General features: G+C 69.4%; 19 protein-coding genes. 7 read left to right on the top strand and 12 right to left on the bottom strand.

What is annotated here, in order from left to right; all coding sequences use genetic code 11:
• Nucleotides 1-7: 7 nt before the first annotated feature.
• Nucleotides 8-802 (bottom strand): caspase family protein, encoded by a 795-nt coding sequence (locus CGK74_RS03935; RefSeq protein ID WP_094267440.1) that lies wholly within the window; start codon nucleotides 800-802, stop codon nucleotides 8-10.
• Between the two features lie 230 nt (nucleotides 803-1,032).
• On the opposite strand from CGK74_RS03935, the gene CGK74_RS03930 reads away from it, so the two are divergent.
• Entirely contained in the window at nucleotides 1,033-2,784 is a 1,752-nt protein-coding gene (locus tag CGK74_RS03930) for a sensor domain-containing diguanylate cyclase (RefSeq protein ID WP_240498608.1), read from the top strand.
• A gap of 26 nt (nucleotides 2,785-2,810) precedes the next feature.
• Here CGK74_RS03930 and CGK74_RS03925 read toward each other — a convergent pair whose 3' ends face one another.
• The gene (locus tag CGK74_RS03925) at nucleotides 2,811-3,767 is read right to left on the bottom strand and encodes an AraC family transcriptional regulator (RefSeq protein WP_094267186.1); all 957 of its coding nucleotides are present in this window, start codon (nucleotides 3,765-3,767) and stop codon (nucleotides 2,811-2,813) included.
• A 168-nt stretch (nucleotides 3,768-3,935) separates the two neighbouring features.
• On the opposite strand from CGK74_RS03925, the gene CGK74_RS03920 reads away from it, so the two are divergent.
• Both CGK74_RS03920 and CGK74_RS03915 read left to right on the top strand, forming a co-directional pair.
• Complete coding sequence (locus CGK74_RS03920) at nucleotides 3,936-5,264, top strand: tetratricopeptide repeat protein (RefSeq protein WP_094267185.1); 1,329 nt, start codon at nucleotides 3,936-3,938, stop codon at nucleotides 5,262-5,264.
• A 90-nt stretch (nucleotides 5,265-5,354) separates the two neighbouring features.
• Complete coding sequence (locus CGK74_RS03915) at nucleotides 5,355-7,466, top strand: ATP-dependent helicase (RefSeq protein ID WP_094267184.1); 2,112 nt, start codon at nucleotides 5,355-5,357, stop codon at nucleotides 7,464-7,466.
• 6 nt (nucleotides 7,467-7,472) lie between these two features.
• Here the strand turns inward: CGK74_RS03915 and cysK are convergent, their stop codons facing one another.
• Nucleotides 7,473-8,450, bottom strand: coding sequence for a cysteine synthase A (gene cysK / locus CGK74_RS03910; RefSeq protein ID WP_094267183.1), 978 nt, complete (start codon nucleotides 8,448-8,450; stop codon nucleotides 7,473-7,475).
• A 181-nt stretch (nucleotides 8,451-8,631) separates the two neighbouring features.
• On the opposite strand from cysK, the gene CGK74_RS03905 reads away from it, so the two are divergent.
• Together CGK74_RS03905 and CGK74_RS03900 are read left to right on the top strand one after the other, a co-directional pair.
• Nucleotides 8,632-9,897, top strand: a complete 1,266-nt coding sequence (locus CGK74_RS03905; RefSeq protein ID WP_094267182.1) for an Eco57I restriction-modification methylase domain-containing protein — start codon at nucleotides 8,632-8,634, stop codon at nucleotides 9,895-9,897.
• Between the two features lie 219 nt (nucleotides 9,898-10,116).
• Nucleotides 10,117-12,258 carry a putative bifunctional diguanylate cyclase/phosphodiesterase gene (locus tag CGK74_RS03900; protein WP_094267181.1) on the top strand — a complete coding sequence of 714 codons (2,142 nt, stop codon included), beginning with the start codon at nucleotides 10,117-10,119 and terminating at the stop codon, nucleotides 12,256-12,258.
• A gap of 11 nt (nucleotides 12,259-12,269) precedes the next feature.
• Here the strand turns inward: CGK74_RS03900 and CGK74_RS03895 are convergent, their stop codons facing one another.
• From CGK74_RS03895 to CGK74_RS03885, 4 genes are all read right to left on the bottom strand, one after another.
• Entirely contained in the window at nucleotides 12,270-13,319 is a 1,050-nt protein-coding gene (locus CGK74_RS03895) for a patatin-like phospholipase family protein (RefSeq protein WP_094267180.1), read from the bottom strand.
• Nucleotides 13,320-13,493: 174 nt separating this feature from the next.
• Nucleotides 13,494-13,661, bottom strand: a complete 168-nt coding sequence (locus CGK74_RS18910) for a hypothetical protein (RefSeq protein ID WP_165770036.1) — start codon at nucleotides 13,659-13,661, stop codon at nucleotides 13,494-13,496.
• A 9-nt stretch (nucleotides 13,662-13,670) separates the two neighbouring features.
• Nucleotides 13,671-14,843 carry a YeeE/YedE family protein gene (locus CGK74_RS03890; RefSeq protein ID WP_094267179.1) on the bottom strand — a complete coding sequence of 391 codons (1,173 nt, stop codon included), beginning with the start codon at nucleotides 14,841-14,843 and terminating at the stop codon, nucleotides 13,671-13,673.
• Between the two features lie 22 nt (nucleotides 14,844-14,865).
• Nucleotides 14,866-15,855, bottom strand: a complete 990-nt coding sequence (locus CGK74_RS03885) for a sulfurtransferase (protein WP_094267178.1) — start codon at nucleotides 15,853-15,855, stop codon at nucleotides 14,866-14,868.
• A gap of 236 nt (nucleotides 15,856-16,091) precedes the next feature.
• Between CGK74_RS03885 and CGK74_RS03880 the strand changes: the two genes are divergently transcribed.
• Both CGK74_RS03880 and CGK74_RS03875 read left to right on the top strand, forming a co-directional pair.
• A complete protein-coding gene (locus CGK74_RS03880) occupies nucleotides 16,092-16,865 on the top strand; it encodes a DUF3750 domain-containing protein (RefSeq protein ID WP_094267177.1) in 774 nt (257 codons plus the stop codon).
• 45 nt (nucleotides 16,866-16,910) lie between these two features.
• Nucleotides 16,911-17,543 (top strand): arylesterase, encoded by a 633-nt coding sequence (locus CGK74_RS03875; RefSeq protein WP_094267176.1) that lies wholly within the window; start codon nucleotides 16,911-16,913, stop codon nucleotides 17,541-17,543.
• Nucleotides 17,544-17,571: 28 nt separating this feature from the next.
• Here the strand turns inward: CGK74_RS03875 and CGK74_RS03870 are convergent, their stop codons facing one another.
• Genes CGK74_RS03870 through CGK74_RS03850 form a run of 5 tightly spaced genes read right to left on the bottom strand, consistent with a single transcriptional unit; the run spans nucleotide 17,572 to nucleotide 22,298 of the window.
• Nucleotides 17,572-18,474: a DMT family transporter gene (locus tag CGK74_RS03870; RefSeq protein WP_094267439.1), complete on the bottom strand. Its 903-nt coding sequence runs from the start codon at nucleotides 18,472-18,474 to the stop codon at nucleotides 17,572-17,574.
• Between the two features lie 38 nt (nucleotides 18,475-18,512).
• A complete protein-coding gene (locus tag CGK74_RS03865; RefSeq protein WP_094267438.1) occupies nucleotides 18,513-19,226 on the bottom strand; it encodes an ABC transporter ATP-binding protein in 714 nt (237 codons plus the stop codon).
• The gene (locus CGK74_RS03860) at nucleotides 19,226-20,056 is read right to left on the bottom strand and encodes an ABC transporter ATP-binding protein (protein ID WP_094267175.1); all 831 of its coding nucleotides are present in this window, start codon (nucleotides 20,054-20,056) and stop codon (nucleotides 19,226-19,228) included. Before CGK74_RS03860 ends, CGK74_RS03865 begins: the two co-directional genes overlap by 1 nt.
• Nucleotides 20,056-21,384: a high-affinity branched-chain amino acid ABC transporter permease LivM gene (gene livM / locus CGK74_RS03855; protein WP_094267174.1), complete on the bottom strand. Its 1,329-nt coding sequence runs from the start codon at nucleotides 21,382-21,384 to the stop codon at nucleotides 20,056-20,058. Before livM ends, CGK74_RS03860 begins: the two co-directional genes overlap by 1 nt.
• On the bottom strand, nucleotides 21,384-22,298 hold the full coding sequence (locus tag CGK74_RS03850) for an ABC transporter permease subunit (protein WP_004291282.1): 915 nt from the start codon (nucleotides 22,296-22,298) through the stop codon (nucleotides 21,384-21,386). The genes livM and CGK74_RS03850 overlap by 1 nt, the downstream gene beginning before the upstream one ends.
• Between the last annotated feature and the right edge of the window lie 69 nt (nucleotides 22,299-22,367).

Here is a 22,367-nt window from a genome sequence, read left to right as displayed (position 1 = left end):
TGCCGAGTTAGTCGAAGATCCGCATCTTGCGCGCGCTGCGCGTGCCGAAGATCTGGGGTTCCTGCGGCAGGCGGTTGGTGGGCAGGTACTTGCGGAGCTCGGCATGCCACTGCTCGTAGGTCTGCGGCTTCTTCTCCCGCAGGGTCTTCAGCGCATAGAAGGTGAAGGCGCCGTTGGGCCGCCCGCCGAAGGACGTGTCCCAGCTGTATTCCTCGTCGCGGCAGCCGGCCAGCAGCAGATCGCCGCCGGCGCGGCGCATGCCGCCGACCAGGGTCAATGCGCTCGCACGCGGTGCGTCGGGCAGCTCGCCGGCCTTCATCCAGGCCTCGGGCGGCAGGAAGCGGGCGCGCGGGCCGCCGGGGTCGAGGTCGCTGTCGTCGCCGCGCGTTACCGAGCCCGAGTGGCAGCTGTCGGAGATCAGCAGCAGGCGCACGCCGGCGCCGCGGCTGTCGAACAGGGCGCGGATCTCGTCGTCCAGCAGCGGTCCCTTGGTGTCGATGTCCCACGGGCACAGGGCTTCGTCGCGGCCGTCGGGCTCGTCGCCGTCCTCGTCCACCACCCAGGTGCCGTGGCCGGAATAGGTGAAGACGAGGGTGTCGTTTTTCTGCGCGCCGGCGATCAGGGCCTGGATCGCGGCCGTCATCGCGGCGCGGGTGGCCTGCGCGTCGAGCAGGGTCGTGACCTCGAAGCCGCGCGCCTGCAACTCGGCAGTCCAGTCGCGGGCATCGTTGACGCAGCCGCTGAGGTCGCTTCCGGTGCCGGGGTAGTCGTTGATGCCGATGCAGAGTGCGCGTCTGGCCATGATCGTCTCCTGGGGAGTCCCGCCGGCGGGGAGCGGTGCGATTCCAGCATAGTTCCGCGGCATGCGGAATTCCATTGCCAGTGCAGGCGGCGGCGCGCTCGCCTAGAATTCGACAACACGCCCGCCACCGATTGTCGCGGAGGTGCGGCCGGGTTGCGAACGAAGCGGACTGGGCGGCGGGTATGACGAAAAGCGAGCGGAATCCGAAGAGGGGTGCGTGCAGGCGCACCGTGCCCACCCTGGGAACGGTGCATGTCCATGTTCGCGCACCCGGTTCCGGCGTTCCGTATCGTCTGCTGCTGGTCGGGCTCTTCCTGGTGCTGGTCGCGCTGTTGCAGGCGGGGCCCGCCGATGCTGCCGACGCCCGGGCACCGGCGCTTGCCGTGCTGCTCGAGGACGGCGCCGTGCTTGGTGCGGAGCAGGCGCTCGCCCTGCAGCGCGAAGGGCGGTTCCGCGACCTGCCGGCCGGCGTGCCCAAGTTCGGCATCGGCTCGCGCCCGGTGTGGATTCACCTCGCGGTCGATCATGCAAGTTCCGAACCCCTTCCGCGCCAGTTGCTGACCGGTGTGCCATGGGTCGAGCGGCTCGACGTGTTCGTGCTGCAGGACGGGCAGGTCCGCTCGGTGCAGCAGGCGGGCGATGGCGATGCCGCCTTGCGCGGGCCAATGGGCAGCCTCGGGTTCGCCTTCGACCTGAGCTTCGCACCGGGACGCAGCGACGTGCTGATCCGTGCCCAGACTGCCGATCCGCTCGTGATGCCGCTGCGCCTGCTGCCCCTTGACGAGGCGATCGAACTCCAGCGCCGGCACGACTACGGCTTCGGTCTGCTGTACGGCTTCCTGCTGGCGCTGATCGCCTACAACGCGATGATCTTCATCGGCCTGCGCCATCGCAGCCATCTGGACTACGTGCTCTATGTGGGCACCTTCCTGCTGCTCAGCCTTGCCTACTCCGGGCACGGAATCGCGCGGCTGTGGCCGGGGCAGGCCGGTTTCCAGCAGTACGTGATCCTCGTGCTGATGGTGGTGCTCGCCTGCATGGGCTTGCGCTTCGCCAGCGGGTTCCTGCGTCTGGAGCAGATCGCGCCGCGTGCCGTCTGGGGCGTGCGGGGCTTCTGCCTGGCCGCGCTGCTGGCGATCGGCGCCTGCACCCTGTTCGGCCTGCAGTCGGCAGCCGTGTTCACGGCCTTCGTCGTGGTGCAGGTGTTCTCGGTGCTGATGTGCCTGATCGGCGTCGTCGGTTTGCGTGCGCGCCAGGACGGTGCCCCCTACTTCCTGGCCGGCGCGGTGTCGGGCATGGTCGGCGCCTCGGTGACCGCAATGGCCGTATGGCGGGGGCTGCCCTTCACCGAACTCACCTTCCATGCGGCGGAGTTCGGCTTCGCCGTCGATGGCACCATCCTCGCACTTGCTCTGGCCGACCGGATGCGGCGGATCCGGGTGCAGCAGTTGCAGGCGGAGCATCTGGCGGCACTCGATCCGCTCACCGGCCTGCGCAACCGGCGCGCCTTTGCCGAGCAGGCCGCACCGGTGTGGAGCACGGCGCGGCGCCACGGGCGTCCGCTGTCGGTCATCGTGCTCGATCTGGATCACTTCAAGCGCATCAACGACAGCCACGGCCATTCGATCGGCGACGCGGTGCTGGTGGCGGCGGCGCGGGCGATCGAGCGTGACTGCCGTGCCGGGGACATTGCGGCGCGTTGGGGCGGCGAGGAGTTCATCGTGCTGATGCCCGAGACCAGCGGTCAGCAAGCATGGGCGATGGCCGAGCGTCTGCTCGACAGCGTGCGGTCGATCGACCTCTCGCTCGGCGGCGAGCGCCTTGGGGTGTCGGCGAGCGTCGGCGTCGCCGAATGGCGCGGGCACGACGACCTCGAGGAGCTGATCCGCGAGGCTGATGCGTGGATGTATGCCTCGAAGCGCGCCGGGCGCGACCGCGTGTCGGGCAGTCCGCCGGCCGGGGACCGGGCCTTCGCCGGCTGACTCGCAGGCCGCTTCGGGCGTGATCGTCAGCCGCGACGGCTCTGGTGCCGCCAGGCGGCCGGTGTCATGCCGAAGGCGCGCTTGAAGGCGCGGCTGAAGGCGGCGTCGGACTCATAGCCCACCTCGAAGGCGATCTGCGCAGTCGCCGTCGGGCTGTCGCGCAGGCGTTGTGCCGCGAGTTGCAGGCGCCAGCTCGCCAGGTAGTGCATGGGCGGCGTGCCGAGCACGCTGGTGAAGCGTTCGGCGAAGGCCGAGCGCGACAGGCCGACTTCGCGTGCGAGTTCCTCGGTCGTCCACGGGTGGGCGACGCGACGGTGCAGCAGTGCCAGCGCGCGGCCCACCATGCGGTCCTGCAGACCGGCCAGCCAGCCGGTGTGGCTTGCCGGCAGGCTCGACAGGTAGCGCCGCACAGCCTCGACGAAGAGCAGTTCGGCCAGCTTGCCGAGCACGGCGGCCGAGCCCACGCCGCCCGCGGCGAACTCTTCCGCCGCCCGGCGGAAGGCGCTTTCGATCCACGCTCCGCCTGTGCTGTCGCGCACTTCGAGCCGCAGGACCGCCGGCAGCGTGGCGACGAGCGGATTGTGCGGTGCCTCGCAGCCCAGATAGCCGCACACGATGCGCGTCGCGTCGCCACCTCCGCCGAGCCGCAGCAGGGCGGGCGTTGCCGCGCCGGGGGCTTCGAGGCGGTCGTCGATCGGCGTCGGCGGCAGATCGGGGGCACTGCACAGCCGGTGCGTGTCGTTGCGCGGCAGCAGCACGATCTCGCCGGCGCCTACCCGGACCGCCGCGTCGCCGTGCGGCTGCACGAACATCTGCCCGGCAACGACATAGTGGTAGGCGATCAGATGGGCCGGCACTTCGCCATCGGGAAACTCCTCCGGCCCGACCTTCGAATCGACGCACCACGGCGCGGTGAACTCGGCGTCCAGAAAGACGCCGCCTGACAGCCTCACCGCGGCGAAGACGTCGGATAGCGCATCCATGTTTCTTCCTTCTCGGCCGATGTCCGGCGGCGCGGTCAAGACTTCCGGCGTTCCGGACATATCGGGCGGATCCTCGTGGACTTAACTTAGCACCGCGCGCCCATCCTGGCCGGGCTCATTCGGGCGGGACACAAGAGGCGCCACCCCCAACCCCAAAGGAGATACGAGATGAGCATCCACGACGAACTGGGTCTTGCCTGCACCGGCGCCGATACCGAGAGCCTGGGCCACTACCGCCGCGCCTTGCGGGGGCTACAGTGTTATGTGGGCGACCCGGTGGCCGACATCGACGTGGCGATCGCGCTGCGCCCCGATTTCGTCATGGCGCGCCTGCTGCGTGCCTACCTGCATCTGCTGGGCACCGAGCCGGCCGGCATCGCCGTCGCTCGGGCCGAGGTGGACGCCGCGCGCCAGCTGCCCGCCAATGAGCGCGAGCGTGCTCACGCCGAGGCGGTCGACGCCATCGTCAATGGCCACTGGCATCACGCCGGTCGCGTGCTGGAGGACGTCGCCATCGACCACCCGCGTGACCTGCTTGCGCTGCAGGCCGGTCACCTGGTGGACTTCTACGTCGGCAACGCGCGCATGCTGCGCGACCGCATTGCGCGTGCGCTGCCCGAGTGGTCGCGGGACATGCCCGGCTACCACGTCTTGCTTGGCATGCACGCCTTCGGTCTGGAGGAATGCGCCGATTATGCGCGTGCGGAGGTTGAGGGCCGGGCGGCGGTCGAACTCGAGCGCCGCGACGGCTGGGCCTGGCATGCGGTTGCCCATGTGATGGAGATGCAGGGCCGCGAGCGCGACGGCATCGCCTGGCTGCGGCAGGACACAGAGGCCTGGTCGGCCGACAGCTTCTTCCATGTGCACAACTGGTGGCACCTGGCGCTATATCACCTCGAACTCGGCGAGATCGATGAAGTGCTGCAACTCTACGATGGCCCGATCCGCGGCGCGCGATCGACCGAGGTGCTGAACCTGATCGACGCGTCGGCCATGCTGTGGCGGTTGCATCTGCGCGGCATCGACGTCGGTGTGCGCTGGGAGAGCCTCGCCGACGACTGGTGGCCGCTGGCGACGGTGGGCAGCTATGCCTTCAACGACGTGCATGCGGTGATGGCCTTCGTCGGTGCGCGGCGCTTCGATGCGGTGGAGGCGGTGATCGAGGCCCAGCGCAGCGCCATGGCCGGGCAGGACGACAACGTCGCCTTCACGCGAGATGTCGGCCATCCGCTGACGCTGGCGTTGCGGGACTTCGGCGCTGGGCGCTACGGGGATTGCGTGCGCCGCATCCGTGACGTGCGCGAGATCGCGCATCGCTTCGGCGGCAGCAACGCCCAACGCAGCGTGCTCGACCTTACGCTGCTCGAGGCCGCGCTGCGTGGCGAGCGCGTCGCGCTGGCGCGTGCGCTGTGTGCCGAGCGCCTCGGCTCGCGGCCGCACAGCCCGCTGACGCGCCAGTACGTCGCGCGCACCATGCCACTGCGCGAAGCGGCCTGAACACGCGGCGGCGACTGATCACGGGACGGTCGGCCGGGCGCTCGGGAAGGGCGCTATCGCGGCGCCGTCAGGCTGAATATAATTACAGCCATGCCGACCGCCCATGCCCCTGTTGACACCGCTGCCACGACGACCGCCGGGGCGGCGGATCCGCTCGCGCAGCTGAACCCGGCGCAGCGCGCGGCGGTGGTGCAGGGCGTGGGCGACCGCGCGACGCCCGGCGCGCCGCTGCTGGTCATCGCAGGCGCCGGTTCGGGCAAGACCAACACGCTGGCGCACCGCGTCGCGCACCTGATCGCGCACGGCGCCGATCCCGGCCGCATCCTGCTGCTCACCTTCTCGCGTCGCGCGGCCGACGAGATGGGGCGCCGGGTACGGCGCATCCTGACGCAGATGTCCGCCGGCCGGCCCGGGCTGGCGCAGGCCGGGCTGCACTGGTCCGGCACCTTCCACGCCATCGGTGCGCGCCTGCTGCGCGACTACGCCGGCCGCATCGGTCTCGACCCCGGCTTCACCATCCACGACCGCGAGGACGCCGGCGACCTGATGAACCTGGCGCGCCACGAGCTCGGCCTGTCGGCGACCAAACAGCGCTTTCCGCAGAAGGGCACCTGCCTGGCGATCTACTCGGCGGCGGTCAACACGCAGGCGCCGCTGGCCGAGGTGCTGCAGGCGAGCTTCCCGTGGTGCACGGAGTGGGAGGACGAGCTCAAGCGCCTGTACCGCGCCTACGTCGAGGCCAAGCAGGCGCAGCAGGTGCTGGATTACGACGATCTGCTGCTGTACTGGGCGCAGATGGTGGCCGATCCGGTGCTCGGTGCCGAGATCGGCGGCCTGTTCGACCATGTGCTGGTCGACGAATACCAGGACACCAACCAGCTGCAGGCGTCGATCCTGCTCGCGATGAAGCCCGATGGCCGCGGCCTGACCGTGGTCGGAGATGACGCACAGTCGATCTACGCCTTCCGCGGCGCCACCGTGCGCAACATCCTCGATTTTCCCGCTGCCTTCGAGCCACCCGCGCAGGTGGTGACGCTGGAGCAGAACTACCGCTCCACGAAGCCGATCCTGGAAGCCGCCAATGCGGTGATCGCGCTCGCCGCCGAGCGCTTCACCAAGAACCTGTGGTCCGAGCGTGAATCCTCCCAGCGTCCGCGCCTGGTGTCGGTCAAGGACGACGCCGACCAGGCTGCCTTCGTCGTCGACACCGTGCTGGCGCGGCGCGAAGACGGGCTCAGGCTCAAGCAGCAGGCCGTGCTGTTCCGCGCCTCGGCGCACAGCGCGCGGCTGGAGATGGAGCTCACCCGCCGCAACATTCCCTTCGTGAAGTTCGGCGGACTCAAGTTCCTCGAGGCGGCCCACGTCAAGGACGTGCTCGCCGTGCTGCGCTGGGCAGAGAACCCGCGCGACCGCATCTCCGGTTTCCGCGCCATTCAGCTGCTCGCCGGCGTCGGGCCCAAGACCGCCGGCCGCGTGCTCGACAACGTATGCGCCGCACCCGAGGGCTGCGCGCTGCTCGCCGAGCAGCCGGTGCCGGACGCCGCGCGCGCGGGCTGGCAGGAATTCGCCGCGCTGGTCGAGCGCCTGGCCGAACGTCCGCAGTGGCCGGCGGATTTCGAGCTCGCCTGCCGCTGGTACGAGGCGCAGATGCCGCGCCTGTACGACGACTTCGCGGTGCGCGTGCTCGACGTCCAGCAGCTCGCCCGCATCGCCGCCACCAGCCCGAGCCGGCAGCGCTTCCTCACCGAGCTCACCCTCGACCCGCCCAGCGCCACCAGTGGCGAGGCCGGCATGCCGCTGCTCGACGAGGACTACCTGATCCTGTCGACGATGCATTCGTCCAAGGGTCAGGAATGGAACGCGGTGAGCGTGCTGAACGTGGTCGACGGCTGCATCCCGTCCGACGTCGCCACCCGCAACAGCGCCGAGATCGAGGAGGAGCGCCGCCTGCTGTACGTGGCGATGACGCGCGCCAAGGACAGCCTCGACCTGATCGTGCCGCAGCGTTTCTACGTCACTCAGCAGATGGGCATGGGCGACCGCCACGTGTATGCCGGACGCACCCGCTTCATTCCCAACCGCCTGCTCGGGCACTTCGAGCAGATCAGCTGGCCGCCTCCGCCGCCCGAACTGCAGGGCTCGCCCGCCTCGCGCCAGGCGGCGATCGATCTCGCGGCGAAGATGCGGGACATGTGGCGCTGAGGGCGCTCAAACCGCCATGCCCTTCTCGTCGAACATTCCTTCGAACAGGATCGAACTCAGGTAGCGCTCGCCCGAGTCCGGCAGGATCACCACGATGGTCTTGCCGGCGTTCTCCGGCCGTTGGGCGAGGCGCACCGCCACCGCCGTTGCCGCACCGCAGGAGATGCCGGCGAGGATGCCTTCCTCGCGCGCCAGGCGGCGGGCATACAGCACCGCGTCCTCGTTGCTCACCTGCTCCACGGCGTCGACCAGCGACAGGTCGAGCACCTTCGGCACGAAGCCTGCGCCGATGCCCTGGATCTTGTGCGGCGCCGGGGCGAGCGGCTGGCCGGCGAGGTGCTGGGTCAGGACCGGGCTGGCGGCGGGCTCGACCGCCACCGACTGGATGTCCTTGCCGCGTACGCGCTTGATGTAGCGCGAGATGCCGGTGATGGTGCCGCCGGTGCCGACGCCGGAGACCAGGATGTCGATGCCGCCGTCGGTGTCGTTCCAGATCTCGGGGCCCGTGGTGGTCTCGTGGATCGCCGGGTTGTCGGGGTTCTCGAACTGCTGCAGCAGCACGTAGCGGCCGGGGTCGCTGTCGACGATCTCCTTCGCCTTGGCGATCGCCCCGCTCATGCCCTTGGCGCCCTCGGTCAGCACCAGCTTCGCGCCGTAGGCGACCAGCAGCTTGCGACGCTCGATGCTCATCGTTTCGGGCATGGTCAGGGTCAGCGGGATGCCGCGCGCGGCGCAGACGAAGGCGAGCGCGATGCCGGTGTTGCCGCTGGTGGGCTCGACGATTTCCTTGCCCGGCCCGAGGCGGCCGTGCGCCTCGGCGTCCTTCACCATCGAGGTGCCGATGCGGCACTTGACCGAGAAGGCGGGGTTGCGGCCCTCGATCTTGGCGAGCACGGTCGCCGGTGCGCCGTCGAGCACGCGGTTGAGGCGGACCAGCGGGGTGTGGCCGATGGACTCGGCGTTGTCGGGGTACCAGTGAGACATGCGGGTTCCTCGGTGGTGGGCGTGGGGGATGTGACCAGAGGGAGCGCCGGTGCATGCCGCGTCTCCCGCCCTGCAGTATAGGCAGCTGCGGCAGGGCCTGCGATGGCCTGTCCGGCCGGCCGCCACGATGGCCCGCATGTTGTGCGCTCCGGCCCCTCTTGGCTTGGTAACATCGCGGCCCATGCCAACTACCACACCGCTCCCTGCCGCCCAGCTCGCGCTCGGCCTGCGAGACGTCGCCGCGCTCGGCCAGGTGTTCACCCCCGAGCCGGTCGTGCGCGCGATGCTGGCCCTGCGCCGCAACAGCGGCCGCGTGCTCGAGCCGTCCTGCGGTGACGGGGCTTTCCTGCGCCACCTGCCCGATGCGGTGGGGCTCGAACTGGATGCCGACCACTGCCCGCCCGGTGCCCAGGTGCTCGATTTCTTCGCCTACCCGGAGCGCGAGCAGTTCGACACCATCATCGGCAATCCGCCCTACGTCCGCTTCCAGGACATTCCGGCGGCGACGCGCGAACTGATCGCGCAGGGGCGCCACGGGCGTTGCCTGGACGGACGCTCGAACCTGTACCTGTTCTTCATCGAGAAATGCCTGCGTCACCTCAGGCCGGGCGGCGAACTGATCTTCATCACGCCGCGCGACTTCCTCAAGGCGACCTCCGCGGTCAGACTCAACCGCCTGCTGGCGGAGGCGGGCAGCATAACCGATGCGATCGAGCTGGGCGATGCGCGGGTGTTCCCCGATGCCGTGCCCAACTGCCTGATCTGGCGCTTCGAGAAGGGCCGCAGCGAACGCGCGATGCGCTACTGCGAGATCGGCGTCGAGAACGCGCTCGAGGCCGCGCTGGCCGTCCCGGCGTGGGAAGCCCGCCACTTCCTCGAATGCGCCGGCCACCTGATGTTCGCGCGCGGCGACTATCCGCTGCGCCTGTCGGACGTGGCCTTCGTGAAGGTGGGCGCGGTGTCCGGCGCGGACGACCTGTACGCCGACGCTGTGCACGGCAACCGCGATTTCGTGTGCTCGTCGACCGTCAGCACCGGCCGGACCCGGCGCATGATCTGGCTCGAGCCGGGCGAGCCGCCGCCGGCCGTGCTGCAGCCGCACAAGGCGCGCCTCCTGCAGCGCAAGGTGACGCGCTTCGACGAGTCGAACTGGTGGATGTGGGGCCGCATGCACTACCGCAGCGCGCAGCCGCGGGTGTATGTGAATGGCAAGACGCGCGCGGCGCGGCCCTTCTTCGTCCACGACTGCACCGACTACGACGGCGCGGTGATGGCGGTGTTTCCGCGTCGGCCCGATGTGGATGTCGAAGCCTTGCGCGATGCGCTCAACGCGGTCGATTGGGCCGACCTCGGCTTCGTCTGCGATGGCCGCTTCCTGTTCACCCAGCGTAGCCTGGAGAACGCGCCGCTGCCGGCGGCCTTTGCGGCCTTCCTGCCGCCGGGCTGAGCGCGCGAAGACGGCGGGGCGCGACGCGGCCGGGCTCCGCCGCTCTTGCGTTGGCGTCGTTGCGGTGCGGATGCACCAATTTGACGCCGGCGCCCGGGCCGTCCGCCTTGCGCTGGTGCGGCGGCACCCTTGTGCGCGCAGCCGCGGCCCGGCGCGCGGGGCGCCTGCCAGCGGCACGGATTTTGCGTTGTCCCTCGGTCGCCCTTACTCGCCCCGCCCATGCTGTCCGCCCGATCGATTCCGCGCCTGCGCACCAGCCTGCTCGCCAGCACCCGTGTCGACCGCGCCCGCGTTCTCGACACGCTGATCAACAACCTCGATGGCATGGCCTATCGCTGTCACCTCGACCGCGACTGGACGATGGTCTTCGTCAGCCAGGGCTGCCGCGCCCTGACCGGCTATCCGGCCGACGTGCTGGTGGGGGCGAACGCCTTGTCCTGGGAGGCCGTTACCGATCCGTGCGACCGCCAGCGGGTGCGTGGCGAAATCGAGGCCGCGGTGCGCAGTGCCCGGCGCTTTGCCGTGGAATACCGCATCCGTACGCGAGAGGGCGACACCAAGTGGGTGCTCGAGCGTGGCATCCCGGTGCCGGACGAGAGCGGCCGCATCGTGATCGAGGGCTTCGTCGAGGACATCACCGAACATCGCGCGATGGTGGCCGCGCTCGAGCATGCCGAACTGCGCTACCGCCACATCTTCGAACACGCGTCCGAGGGCATCTTCCAGACCACGCCGGAAGGGCGCTACCTGGCGGCCAACCCGGCGCTGGCGAGGCTCTACGGCTATGCGAGCCCGGCCGAGCTGATCGCCGACCTGTCCGAGCTCGACCGCCGGCTGTATGTCGAGCCCGGCCGGCGGGCTGCTTTCCGCCGGCTGATGGAGACGCACGGCGAAGTGCGCAACTTCGAGTCCGAGGTCTATCGCCGCGACGGCTCGCGCATCTGGATATCGGAGAACGCGCACATCGTGCGCGGCAGCGACGGCCGTCTGATCTGCTACGAGGGCACGGTGCAGGACATCTCCGAGCGGCGCAACTACGAGGCCCAGCTCGAGCGCCAGGCCAACCACGACCAGCTCACCGGGCTGCCCAACCGCAACCTGCTGCGCGACCGCATCGAACAGGGCATCGCCCGCGCGGCGCGGCGCGGCTGCATGCTGGCGCTGGTGTTCATCGACCTCGACGGCTTCAAGTTCATCAACGACAGCCTCGGCCACGCGACCGGCGACGAGCTGCTGGTCGAGATCGCGGGCCGGCTCAATGCCAGCATCCGCAGCTCGGACACCGTGGGGCGGCTGGGCGGCGACGAGTTCGTGCTGGTGCTGAACGACCATGAGCATCTGGGCAGCGTGATTTCGACCCTCGAGCGTGTGCTGCAGGACATCGGCCGTCCGGCCGCGCTCGCCGGGCGCGAGCTGCAGGCGGGGGCGAGCCTGGGCGTGGCGATGTACCCGGACGACGGCGACGATGCCGACAGCCTGCTCAAGCACGCCGACGTGGCCATGTACGCGGCCAAGAGCCGCGGCCGCAACAACTTCCAGTTCTTCACGCGCGCCCTCAACAACGTCGCCGAGGAACGCCTGACGCTGGAGGCGGCGATGCGGGTCGCGATCGAGCGCGACGAGTTCGAGGTGCACTACCAGCCCAAGCTCGACCACCGCCGCCGCATCGTGGGCATGGAGGCGCTGGCGCGCTGGTTCCATCCCGCACTGGGCGACATCCGGCCGGACCGCTTCATCCCGATCGCCGAGGAATGCGGGCTGATCCTGCCGCTGACGACCTGCATCCTGCGTCGCGCCTTCGCGGCCGCACGGCGCTGGAACCAGGGCCGCGACCAGCCGCTGCGTCTGGCGGTGAACCTGTCGCCGCGCCTTTTCCTGAGCCAGGACATCGTCGCCCATGTATCCGGCCTGTTGTGCGACGCGGGGCTGCCGGCGTCGCAGGTCGAGCTCGAGGTGACGGAAACGGTCTTCCTCGGCGACGACGAGCTGGCCGTCAGCATCTTCCGCGCGTTCAAGGCGCTTGGCCTGAGCCTGGCGATGGATGATTTCGGCACCGGCTATTCGTCGCTCAGCTACCTGCGCCGTTTCCCGCTCGACACCATCAAGATCGACCGCTCGCTGGTCGTCGGCATCGAGCAGCAGGACGAGATGGCGATGATTGCGCGCGCAGTGATCTCGCTGGGTCAGAGCCTGCGCAAGACGGTGGTCGCGGAAGGCGTCGAGAACCCGGCGCAGTTCGATTTCCTGCGCTTCCAGGGCTGCGACGAGTTCCAGGGATACCTGTTCTCGCGCCCGCTGCCGGAGGCCGACTTCGCACGTCTGCTGGACGGTGGCGGCCTCATCGCGGCCAAGGGCGACTGAGCCGGCCGCGCCTACAGGAACAAGCCCGCGACATCGACGGTCTCGCGCTGGCCGACGGCGCTGCGGTGCCGGCCCAGCCAGGCATCGGCCGCGGCGCGGCCGAATTCGTGCAACTGGCCGAGGAAGGTACTGGTGGCGTTGAGCTTGCTGGCGCCGTGCACCTCCCCGAGCTCGCGCGCCTCGATCAGATGGAAGCGCTGGCGCAGCAGCTTGCGCTCGAAGCGCCCCAGCGGCCAGAACGAGGACGTCTCGCGGATATGGTGCCGGGCGTGCGCGATCATGCGCATCTCGCGCAGGAAGGTAGTGGAGAAGCCCAGCTCCATGCTGCGCGCGGCGATGTCGTCGGCACTGCGCGGTGCGTTGTCGCGCTGCAGCGGGTTCAGCAGCACCATCAGGATGTCGGGTGTGTCGCACTCGTACAGCAGCGGGTAGATCGCCGGGTTGGCGGTGAAGCCGCCGTCCCAGTAGAACTCGCCGTCGATCTCCACCGCGTGGTGCAGTGTCGGCAGGCAGGCCGACGCCAGCAGCGCGGCCTCGCTGAGCTCGGCGGTGTGGAACAGGCGCACCTTGCCCGTGCGCACCGCGGTGGCAGCGATGAACAGCTTCAGCGGACAGTCGCGCCGCAGGCGCTCGAAGTCGAACTGGGCACGGACGACGTCACGCAGCGGATTGAGCTCGAAGGGATTGAACTGGTAGGGCGAGAACATGCGCGTGAGGCCGACCAGCATGTTCATCGGTGCGGGCAGGGCGCCGTCGTTGGCCGGATTGAGCGTGTGCAGCAACTCGAGATGGAAGGGCACGCTGTCGCCCACCGCCTGCCAGAAGCGGGCCAGGGCTGCGCGCGCGCCTTCTGCACCGCCCTCGGTCCAGCCCTGGGCGAGGGCAACGGCGTTCATCGCACCGGCGCTGGTGCCGCTGATGCCCTCGAGGTCCAGCCCGGCTTCGAGCAGGCGGTCGAGCACGCCCCATGTGTAGGCGCCATGCGCGCCGCCGCCCTGCAGCGCGAGGCTGAGCAGGGGGTGGGGCGGGCTGCTGCGCCTGGGCCATGGCAGTTTCGGCATCGCAGGATCCTCCGCATTCAAGTGCGTCGCAGGGGCGGCCGGCACGGGCCGCGCCGGCCGGATTGTTGCGCCGCACAATGCGGAGTATCACGCGACTTCCATTGCAGGTTCAAGCAGGATCCTGCGTCGGGTGCAGCGTCGGCGAAGCCGGATGGCATGCCGACGCAGGCGGGATCAGCGTCCCGAGCAGTGCCCGCCGGAAGCCGCCTGGCCGCTGCCGAGCGCGATCGGGGGCGGTTCCACACGCACGCCGCCGGTGCTGGCGGTGTCCATCGCCACCAGGGCCAGTACGAACAGCCAGAACACGGCGGTGGCGAGGCGGAAGAGCTTCTTGTTGTCCATGTCGTCTCCTCAGCCGCCGATTCGCTGGCGAATGCGCACGCCGAGCATCGAGCCCGCGAACGCGAGCGCGAACCACACCCAGCCATGCAGGCTGGCCGACGCGATGCCGCCGAGGTAGGCGCCGACGTTGCAGCCGAAGGCCATGCGCGAGCTGTAGCCCATCACCAGGCCAGCGATGCAGGCGGCAATCAGGCGGCGCGAGGACGGGACCTTGAAGTCGGCCGGGCCGTTCCAGCGCGAGGCGGCCAGGGCACCGTAGATCAGACCGAGGTTGGTCACCGAAGTCACGTCCGCCAGCAGCGGTTCCGCCAGGCGTACAGCGTGCGGATCGACGCCCCAGAAAGGATCGCCGACGGCACTCCAGCCCAGCGCGGTGGCGATCTTCGCGCCCCACACGCCGATGCCGTAGACGATGCCCCAGGGCTGCCCGGCGACGATCAGGTGCAGGCCGTACAGGGCCGCCAGCAGCAGCGCACCCAGCCACCAGCGCCGGGACCAGCCCGCCGCCGCGCGCGGTGCTGCGGCGACCGGAGCGGCCACGAAGCTCGCCGTGGCGGTGCGGACCGACTGCATGGCAGCCGCCTGCGGCGAGGCGGGAGTGCGCTGTGCCGCGCGGCCGGCCAGCCAGGCCACCAGGCCGCAGGCGAGGACCGTGATCGCCAGCGCGACCGGCCAGCCGAAGGCCAGCAGGTCGACTGCCGGCAGGCCGCCGAGCGCGATCCAGCCCGGCTGGTGCGAGGCGCCGACGAAGCTGCCGAGGGCGAAGGTCGGCAGCACGGCGAAGGACAGCGGTGCGCCCGCACCGGCCTTGTACAGCGTGCCCGAACCGCAACCGTCGGCCAGCTGCATCGCCGCGCCGAACAGGAAGGCGCCCAGCACCAGGCTGATCGTCAGCGGCGCCACCGCACCGACCAGCTCGCCTCCGCTGCCGGCGATCAGCGGCAGACTGACTGCAGCGGCAAGCACCATCAGCAGCATCTGCGCCCACAGGCCCTGCGGGTCGCGACGCTCGATGAAGTCACGCCAGCCGGTGGTGAAGCCGAAGCGCGCGCCCTGCAGCACGGCGCCGAAGCCGATGCCGAGCAGCGCCAGCAGGCCCTGGCGCACGCCGGCGGCGAGCATCACCGCCAGCACGCCGGCCAGTCCGCCGACGACGAGGAACAAACGGGTAAACCAGCGCATTGGAACCGTCCCGACCCGTGGCTTACTCGAAGGCGCGCTTGATGTCCTGCACCAGCGCGGCGACGCGCGAGGGCTGGTTCTGCATCGGCAGCTCGGCCTTGCTCCACTCGACCATCGACGCCGGGTAGAGCTTCACCGCGGTGTTGCCGGCGATCTCGGACATCACGAACCAGTTGGTGGCCGCCCAGTGGCCGGTGTTGCAGAAGGACACGGCCGGGCCAGCCGCCGCGCCGGACTGCGCGACCAGCGACTTCAGCTCCGCCGCCGGCTTCAGCGTCGTGCCGCCCTTGACGAAGAACTGGGCGTTGTCGAAGGACTGCGCGCCGGGCAGGGTGCCGTAGCGGGCCGCCGCATCGACACGGGCCTCGCCGGCATAGAAGCGGGGCGGGCGGGCGTCGACCAGCAGCGGCGCCGAAGACGATTGCACGGCCGTCGCCAGCTCCTCGCTGGTCACGACCTGGGCCTCGTCATAGCGATAGGTGAACTGGCTGGGCGCGACCGTCGGCACCGCCTTGTCGAGGGCGCCGCCGCGGCTTTGCCACAGCTTGGTGCCGCCGTCGAGGATGGACAGGCGGGTCAGCCCGCCGACCTTCAGCGTCCAGTACACACGGGCCGCCGCGCCGAAGTCGGTGTGATCGGCGCCGCCATGCACCACGATCACGTGGGTGTTCCGGTCGATGCCGGCCTTGCGTAGCACTTCGGTGAGCGCGGCTTCGGGCACGAGCTGGCCGGCGTTGTCCTTCGGCCCACGGAACTTGCCGTAGGGCGTGTTGATCGCGCCGGGGATGTGGCCCTGGGCGTAGTCCTTGTCAGTGCGGATATCGAGGATGCGCACGTCCGGCTGACCCAGCAGCGGCTGCAGGTCGGCGGGCGCAAGCAGCGGCGCGAGGAGGGCCACGGCGGGTTGCGCCTGGGCGGCACCCGGCGCAGGAAGGGTGTTCGCAGACACCGGCAGGGCCAGTGAAAGACCGCCAGCGGCGATCGTCAGCGAGAGCAGGAGCTTGTTGAGCATGGCGTATTCTCCGTTCGGTCGTGCAGGGGTAACCCCCGTCCGGGGGCCGCCGGGGCTTGTCGGCGCCCCTTGAAATCGTGGAGGCGCAGGATACGGTGAGACGCCAACAGGCAGAATAGGGGTTGAGGAAGGTCCATAGATCCATTGGTTATTTGAGCGGCCCGGATGCGTCCTGTGATGAACTCGCTGGCGCAAGTCGGTTCTGACCCGGGTTGCTCACTCTCGCTGGCTGTCCCATGAAACGCTCGAACCTGCTTGCGCTCGGCTTTGCCGCGATGCTGACCTTGTCCTTCGGCCTGAGCCTGGCCGACGACCCGCGCGCGTCGGTCTCTGCCGGCGAGCGCAGCTGGCGCACGGCGCCACGCCATTCGGCAGGCATCGCGCCCGATCCGGTCGCTCACGCGGGACAGGCGATCGTGCAGGTGTATGCGGCGCCGACCTACGGCTGGCGGGGGTATTTCGCCGTGCATCCGTGGATCATCTACAAGCGCAGCGGCGAGACCGCCTACACGCGCTACGAGGTCGTCGGCTGGGGCGGCAAGAATGTCGTGCGTCGCAACCACGCGATTGCCGATGGGCTCTGGTACGGCGCGATGCCGGCGGTGCTCGTGGATCACCGCGGCGAGTCCGCGCAGTCCATGATCGACGACATCGAAGCCGCGATCGGGCGCTACCCGTACGTGAACGAGTACCGCAGCTATCCCGGCCCCAACAGCAATACCTTCCTGGCCCATATCGGACGGGAGGTTCCGGCGCTTGCGCTCGACATGCCGGCAAATGCGATCGGCAAGGATTATCGTCCGGTCAGCCAGCCGCTAGGCCTGTCCCCGTCGGGCGCGGGTGTCCAGGTGTCCCTGCTCGGCCTGCTGGGGCTGACGGTCGGACTGGAGGAGGGGATCGAGTTCAATATCCTCGGTCTCAATTTCGGCATCGACCTGAACCGTCCCGGACTGCGCCTGCCGGCGATCGGACGCCTGGGGATGGACGACGTGTCCGTCTCGGGCGTGTGACCGCTTGAGTGGGCCGCGCTGAATGATTGGGAGACGAGACGGAACATGAAACGACGCGTTTTTCTGAGCGGACTGCTGGGCGCTGCGCTGCTTGCCGGCTGTGGTCGTGATCTGCCGCGCCTGGTCGCGCTGCCGGCCGAGTCGGTCGTGCTGGCGTTCGGCGACAGTGTGACGTACGGGACGGGCGCCTCGGAGGGCGAGGACTGGCCGAGCCTCCTGGCGGACCTGACCGGCTGGGACATCGTCAATGCCGGCATCCCGGGGGATACGGCGCTCGCAGGTCAGCACCGTTTGCCCGCTCTGCTGGAGGAGTATTCGCCTGCGCTGGTGGTCGTCGAGATCGGTGGCAACGACTTCCTGCGCCGTCGCGCGCAGGTCGAGGTCAAGGAAGACCTGCGCAGGATCGTGCGCATGGCCCGGGACAGCGGAGCGCAGGTCGCCCTGGTCGGCGTGCCCGAACTGTCGCTGTTGAGTGCCGTGGCGGGCCGGCCCTCCGATGCGCCGATCTACGCCGAACTCGCCGAGGAAGAAGGCGTGCCGCTGGTGCCGGACGTGTTCTCCGACATCCTCGGCCGGCCGGAGTTGTGCGCCGACAGGATCCATCCGAACGCGGCAGGGTACGCGCGGATGGCAGCCGGCATCCATGCGCGCCTGCGGGAACTGGGCCTGGCAGGCTGAGGCCCGGCGGTGTGCGTCCGCCGCGATCTCAGCCCTTCTCGCCCTTCGCTGCCAGGTAGATCCCCACCAGCAGCAGGCTGAAGCCCACGAACTGCAGCGGCGCGAAGCCTTCGCCGAAGATGATGAAGGCCATCAGCGCGCTGCCCACCGGCTCGCCCAGCGTGACCACCGCGACGAAGGTCGCCGACACGTAGCGCAGCGACCAGTTGTAGGCGGTGTGGCCGAGCAGTTGCGGGCCGAGCGCCATTGCCAGCAGCACCAGCCAGGCGGTGTTCGACAGGGTGAAGAGTTCCACGCCGCCCGCGCCGCTGGCGGCGAACAGGAACAGCGCTGCCGCGCCGTAGGCCAGCCAGATGTAGGCCGGCAGCCCCAGCCCGGCGCGCAGGCGGCGGCCGATCAGCAGGTAGGCGGAGAAGCACCAGCTGCCGATGAGCGCCAGCAGGTTGCCCAGCATCGGGTTGCTGCCGGCGCCGGCGGTCTGGCTGTCGCTCCAGAAGATGAACAGGCTGCCGGCGAAGGACAGCGCGATGCCGCCGATCATCATCTTCGTCGGCGTCTCGCGGAAGATCAGGAAGGACGCGAGCCCGATCCAAAGCGGGTTGGTCGTCACCAGCGCGGTGCTGGAGGCGACCGAGGTGTACTCGAGCGAGCTGATCCAGGTGGCGAAATGCAGCGCGAGGAAGAAGCCGGCGGCCAGCGCCATGCCGATCTGCTTGCGGGTCAGGCGCGCGAGTTCGTGGCGCGACTGCAGGAAGGCCACCGGGGTGATGATCAGCGCCGCGAAGCCGAGCCGCCAGGTCGCCACCGCGAGCGAACTGACGCCCTCGGCCTGGGCGAGGCGGGCGAAGATGGCACCGAAGGAGATCGCGGTGAGACCGATACCGAGGACGACGAAGGGAAGCCAGCGTGCGGGTTGGGCGGTGGAGGACATCGGATGCATCGAGGAGGACGGCCGCGGATTATCGCCGATCAGGCGTGACCGCCCTCCAGGTACGCCGCCCGCACCTCCGGACTCGCCAGCAGCTCCGAACCGCTACCGGAGAGCGTGATCTCGCCGTGCTGCAGTACGTAGCCGCGATGTGCCACGCGCAGCGCCTGGTTGGCGTTCTGCTCGACCAGCAGGATGGTCATGCCGTGGTCGCGGTTCAGTTCCTTCACGATCTGGAAGATCTTGCGGATGTAGATCGGCGCGAGGCCGAGCGAAGGCTCGTCGAGCAGCAGCAGCTTGGGGCGGCTCATCAGCGCGCGGCCGATCGCCAGCATCTGCTGCTCGCCGCCCGACAGCGTGCCGGCGCGCTGCGACTGGCGCTCCTCGAGGATCGGGAACATCGCGAACACGCGCGCGATGTCGGCGGCGTAGTTGGCCGGGTCGGCATGCGCCGTGCCCATCTGCAGGTTCTCGATCACCGTCATGCGGGGGAAGATGCGTCGGCCTTCGGGCACCAGTGCGATGCCGCGGCGGGCGATCTCGTGCGTATGCACGCGGGTGATGTCCTCGCCGTCGAACACGATGCGCCCGGCGCTCGCCTTGGGGTTGCCGAACAGGCTCATCATCAGCGTCGACTTGCCGGCGCCGTTGGCGCCGATCAGCGTGACGATCTCGCCGACCTGCACCTCGACGTCGATGCCGCGCAGCGCGTGGATGTGGCCGTAATGGGCGTGCACGCCCTCCATCTTGAGCATCATGCTGCGGCTTCCCCTTCTTCCTCGTCCTCGCCCAGATAGGCCTTGATGACCTGCGGGTCGTTCTTGACCTGCTCCGGCGTGCCCTCGGCGATCTTGCGCCCGTAGCTGATCACGCCGATGTGGTCGGACACGTTCATCACCACGCTCATGTCGTGCTCGATCAGCAGGATGGCGATGCCCAGTTCGCCGCACAGGTAGAGCAGCAGCTCGTTCAACTCGGCCGATTCGCGCGGGTTGAGGCCGGCGGCCGGTTCGTCCAGGCACAGCAGCACCGGATCGACGCACAGCGCGCGCGCGATCTCGATGCGGCGCTGGATGCCGTAGGGCAGGTCGCCGGCGGCGTGGTCGGCGAGGTGGGTGAGCTTGAGGCGCTCGAGCCACATCGCCGCGCGCTCGATGGCATTCTTCTCCGCCTGGCGGTAGCCGGGCAGGCTGAAGAGGCCGGCGATCGAGAACTTCGAGGCGCGCTGCAGCACGTTGTGCTGGGCGACGATCAGGTTCTCGAGCACCGTCATCTTCGGGAACAGGCGGATGTTCTGGAAGGTGCGCACCACCTGGGCGTCGCGCGCGACGCGGTGGCTGGGCAGGGCTTCCAGGCGCATCTCGCCGTGACTGGGGTGGGCCAGGCGCAGCGTGCCGGTGGTCGGCTTGTAGAAGCCGGTCAGGCAGTTGAACAGCGTCGTCTTGCCGGCGCCGTTGGGGCCGATGATGCCGGTGATGCGGCCGGCCGGCACTTCCAGCGACAGGTCGTCGATGGCGGTGAGGCCGCCGAAGCGCATCGTCAGGTTGCGCACCGACAGCAGGGTGCTGGTGGGGGTCTTGCTCATCACGCAGCCTCCTTGTTGCTGGCGGCCTTGCCCAGCGGGTTCAGGCGCAGCGTCGGTTCGCGGTGGGCGAGCAGGCCGCCCGGCTTCCACACCATGATCAGCACCATCGCCAGGCCGAACAGCAGCATGCGGTATTCGGCGAAGTTGCGGCCGAATTCGGGGATCAGCACCAGCAGCGTTGCCGCCAGCACCACGCCCATCTGCGAGCCCATGCCGCCGAGCACGACGATGGCGAGGATGATGGCCGATTCGGTGAACACGAAGCTCTCGGGCGAGATGAAGCCCTGGCGCGCGGCGAAGAACACCCCGGCGAAGCCGCCCAGCATCGCGCCGATGGCGAAGGCCGACAGCTTGATGTTGGTGGTGTTCATGCCCATCGCCTTGCACGCGATCTCGTCCTCGCGCAGCGCTTCCCAGGCGCGGCCCACCGGCAGCTTGCGCAGCCGCGACACGAAGGCGTGGGTCAGCAGGGCCAGCACCAGGATCAGGTAGTAGAGGAAGATCAGCCGGTGCATCGGCGAGAAGTCCAGGCCGAAGAAGCCGGCGAAGGTCTGGCTGCCTTCCGGTGCGCTGCGGGTGAACTCCAGGCCGAAGAAGCTCGGGCGCGGGATCGAGCTGATGCCGTTGGGGCCGCCGGAGAACTCGGTCCAGTTCACCAGGATGATGCGGATGATCTCGCCGAAGCCCAGCGTCACGATGGCGAGGTAGTCACCGCGCAGGCGCAGGATCGGGTAGCCGAGCAGGATGCCGAAGGTGGCGGCCAGCGCGCCGGAGACCGGCAGCGCCTCCCAGAAGCTCCAGCCGAACTGGGTCGACAGCAGCGCGTAGGAGTAGGCGCCGACCGCATAGAAGGCGACGTAGCCCAGGTCGAGCAGGCCGGCGAGGCCGACGACCACGTTCAGGCCCCAGCCCAGCATCACGTAGATCAGCACCGTGGTGGCGGTGTCGACCACGTAGCGGTTGTCGGAATAGAAGATCGGCAGGGCGATCGAGGCGCCCAGCGCCACCCAGCCGAGCACGGTCACCACCTTCTGCGCGCCGTGGGCGCGGTCGGCGGCGGTGGCGGTGCTGGCCTGGTCGCGGGCAAGCTTGCGGTTGCGCGCCTGGTCGATCGACCAGCGCAGCAGCAGGCGGCCGGCGAACACGGCGGCGACGGCGGCGACGAGCAGGCCGAAGCGGGTTTCGACCCCGAGCCGGCCGCCCACGTCGACGGTGGTGAGGCCGACCAGCGGAATGCCGAGGATGAGACCGACGAAGGCCACCCAGCCGGCATCGCGCAGGCGCTCGGCCGGCGTCATCGCGTGACGCGCAAAGACGACGGCGCTCATCAGACCTTCTCCACTTCAGGCCGGCCGAGCAGGCCCGAGGGGCGCAGCATCAGCACGAGGCACAGGATGCCGAAGGTGGCGACGTCCTTGTATTCGGCCCACAGGTAGGCGGCCCAGAAGGACTCGATCAGGCCGATCAGCAGGCCGCCGAGCATCGCCCCAGGCAGCGAGCCGATGCCGCCCAGCACCGCCGCGGTGAACGCCTTGATGCCGGCGAGGAAGCCGATGAAGAAGTCCACCACGCCGTAGTACACCGTCACCATCACCCCGGCGACCGCAGCCAGCGCCGCGCCGAGCATGAAGGTGAAGGAGATCGTGCGGTCCACGTTCACCCCGAGCAGCGAGGCCATGGTGCGGTCCTGCTCGCAGGCGCGTTGCTGCCGGCCGAAGGGGGTCTGGGTGATCATCCAGGTGAAGGCCAGCATCAGCACCACGGTGGTGACGATGATCAGCATCTGGCTCCAGCCGATCTGCACCGTGAAGCCCGGGGCGTCCCAAAGCACCACGCCGCCCTCGAGCACCGGCGGAATCGGCTTGACGCGCGCGCCCTGGGTGAGTTGCACCGCGTTCTGCAGGAAGATCGACATGCCGATCGCCGAGATCAGCGGCGCCAGCCGGGTCGAGCCGCGCAGCGGGCGGTAGGCGGTGCGTTCGACCGCCCAGCCGTAGGCCGAGGTGAAGAAGATCGACACGATCAGCACGAAGGTCAGCGCGAGCGGGATCGAGGTCACGTCGGCGGCGGCGAGGATCGTGAAGGCGGTGACCGCGATGAACGCGCTCACCATGAAGATGTCGCCATGGGCGAAGTTGATCATGCCGATGATGCCGTACACCATCGTGTAGCCGATGGCGATCAGGCCGTACATGGCGCCGAGCGTGAGCCCGTTGATCAGTTGCTGAAGTGCGTAGGCCACGATGTCTCCCGTGGTGGCACGGCTGTTCCTCGCGTTGCGCTGGCGGGTGGGCTAGTGCAGGGCGCGAGC

Source organism: Thauera propionica (assembly GCF_002245655.1).
GTDB lineage: Bacteria > Pseudomonadota > Gammaproteobacteria > Burkholderiales > Rhodocyclaceae > Thauera > Thauera propionica.
The sequence above is the reverse complement of the archived record's forward strand: the minus strand, read 5'-3'. Positions and strand labels throughout refer to the sequence as shown.

Excerpts from the sequence above, each read along its gene's own strand:
- CGK74_RS03905 (WP_094267182.1), top strand. The coding sequence starts at position 8,632 with ATGCCAACTACCACACCGCTCCCTGCCGCCCAGCTCGCGCTCGGCCTG.
- CGK74_RS03925 (WP_094267186.1), bottom strand. The coding sequence starts at position 3,767 with ATGGATGCGCTATCCGACGTCTTCGCCGCGGTGAGGCTGTCAGGCGGC.
- CGK74_RS03920 (WP_094267185.1), top strand. The coding sequence starts at position 3,936 with ATGAGCATCCACGACGAACTGGGTCTTGCCTGCACCGGCGCCGATACC.
- cysK (WP_094267183.1), bottom strand. The coding sequence starts at position 8,450 with ATGTCTCACTGGTACCCCGACAACGCCGAGTCCATCGGCCACACCCCG.
- CGK74_RS03860 (WP_094267175.1), bottom strand. The coding sequence starts at position 20,056 with ATGAGCAAGACCCCCACCAGCACCCTGCTGTCGGTGCGCAACCTGACG.
- CGK74_RS03890 (WP_094267179.1), bottom strand. The coding sequence starts at position 14,843 with ATGCGCTGGTTTACCCGTTTGTTCCTCGTCGTCGGCGGACTGGCCGGC.
- CGK74_RS03875 (WP_094267176.1), top strand. The coding sequence starts at position 16,911 with ATGAAACGACGCGTTTTTCTGAGCGGACTGCTGGGCGCTGCGCTGCTT.
- CGK74_RS03915 (WP_094267184.1), top strand. The coding sequence starts at position 5,355 with ATGCCGACCGCCCATGCCCCTGTTGACACCGCTGCCACGACGACCGCC.
- CGK74_RS03865 (WP_094267438.1), bottom strand. The coding sequence starts at position 19,226 with ATGCTCAAGATGGAGGGCGTGCACGCCCATTACGGCCACATCCACGCG.
- CGK74_RS03935 (WP_094267440.1), bottom strand. The coding sequence starts at position 802 with ATGGCCAGACGCGCACTCTGCATCGGCATCAACGACTACCCCGGCACC.
- CGK74_RS03895 (WP_094267180.1), bottom strand. The coding sequence starts at position 13,319 with ATGCCGAAACTGCCATGGCCCAGGCGCAGCAGCCCGCCCCACCCCCTG.
- CGK74_RS18910 (WP_165770036.1), bottom strand. The coding sequence starts at position 13,661 with ATGGACAACAAGAAGCTCTTCCGCCTCGCCACCGCCGTGTTCTGGCTG.
- CGK74_RS03870 (WP_094267439.1), bottom strand. The coding sequence starts at position 18,474 with ATGTCCTCCACCGCCCAACCCGCACGCTGGCTTCCCTTCGTCGTCCTC.
- CGK74_RS03880 (WP_094267177.1), top strand. The coding sequence starts at position 16,092 with ATGAAACGCTCGAACCTGCTTGCGCTCGGCTTTGCCGCGATGCTGACC.
- CGK74_RS03900 (WP_094267181.1), top strand. The coding sequence starts at position 10,117 with ATGCTGTCCGCCCGATCGATTCCGCGCCTGCGCACCAGCCTGCTCGCC.
- livM (WP_094267174.1), bottom strand. The coding sequence starts at position 21,384 with ATGAGCGCCGTCGTCTTTGCGCGTCACGCGATGACGCCGGCCGAGCGC.
- CGK74_RS03885 (WP_094267178.1), bottom strand. The coding sequence starts at position 15,855 with ATGCTCAACAAGCTCCTGCTCTCGCTGACGATCGCCGCTGGCGGTCTT.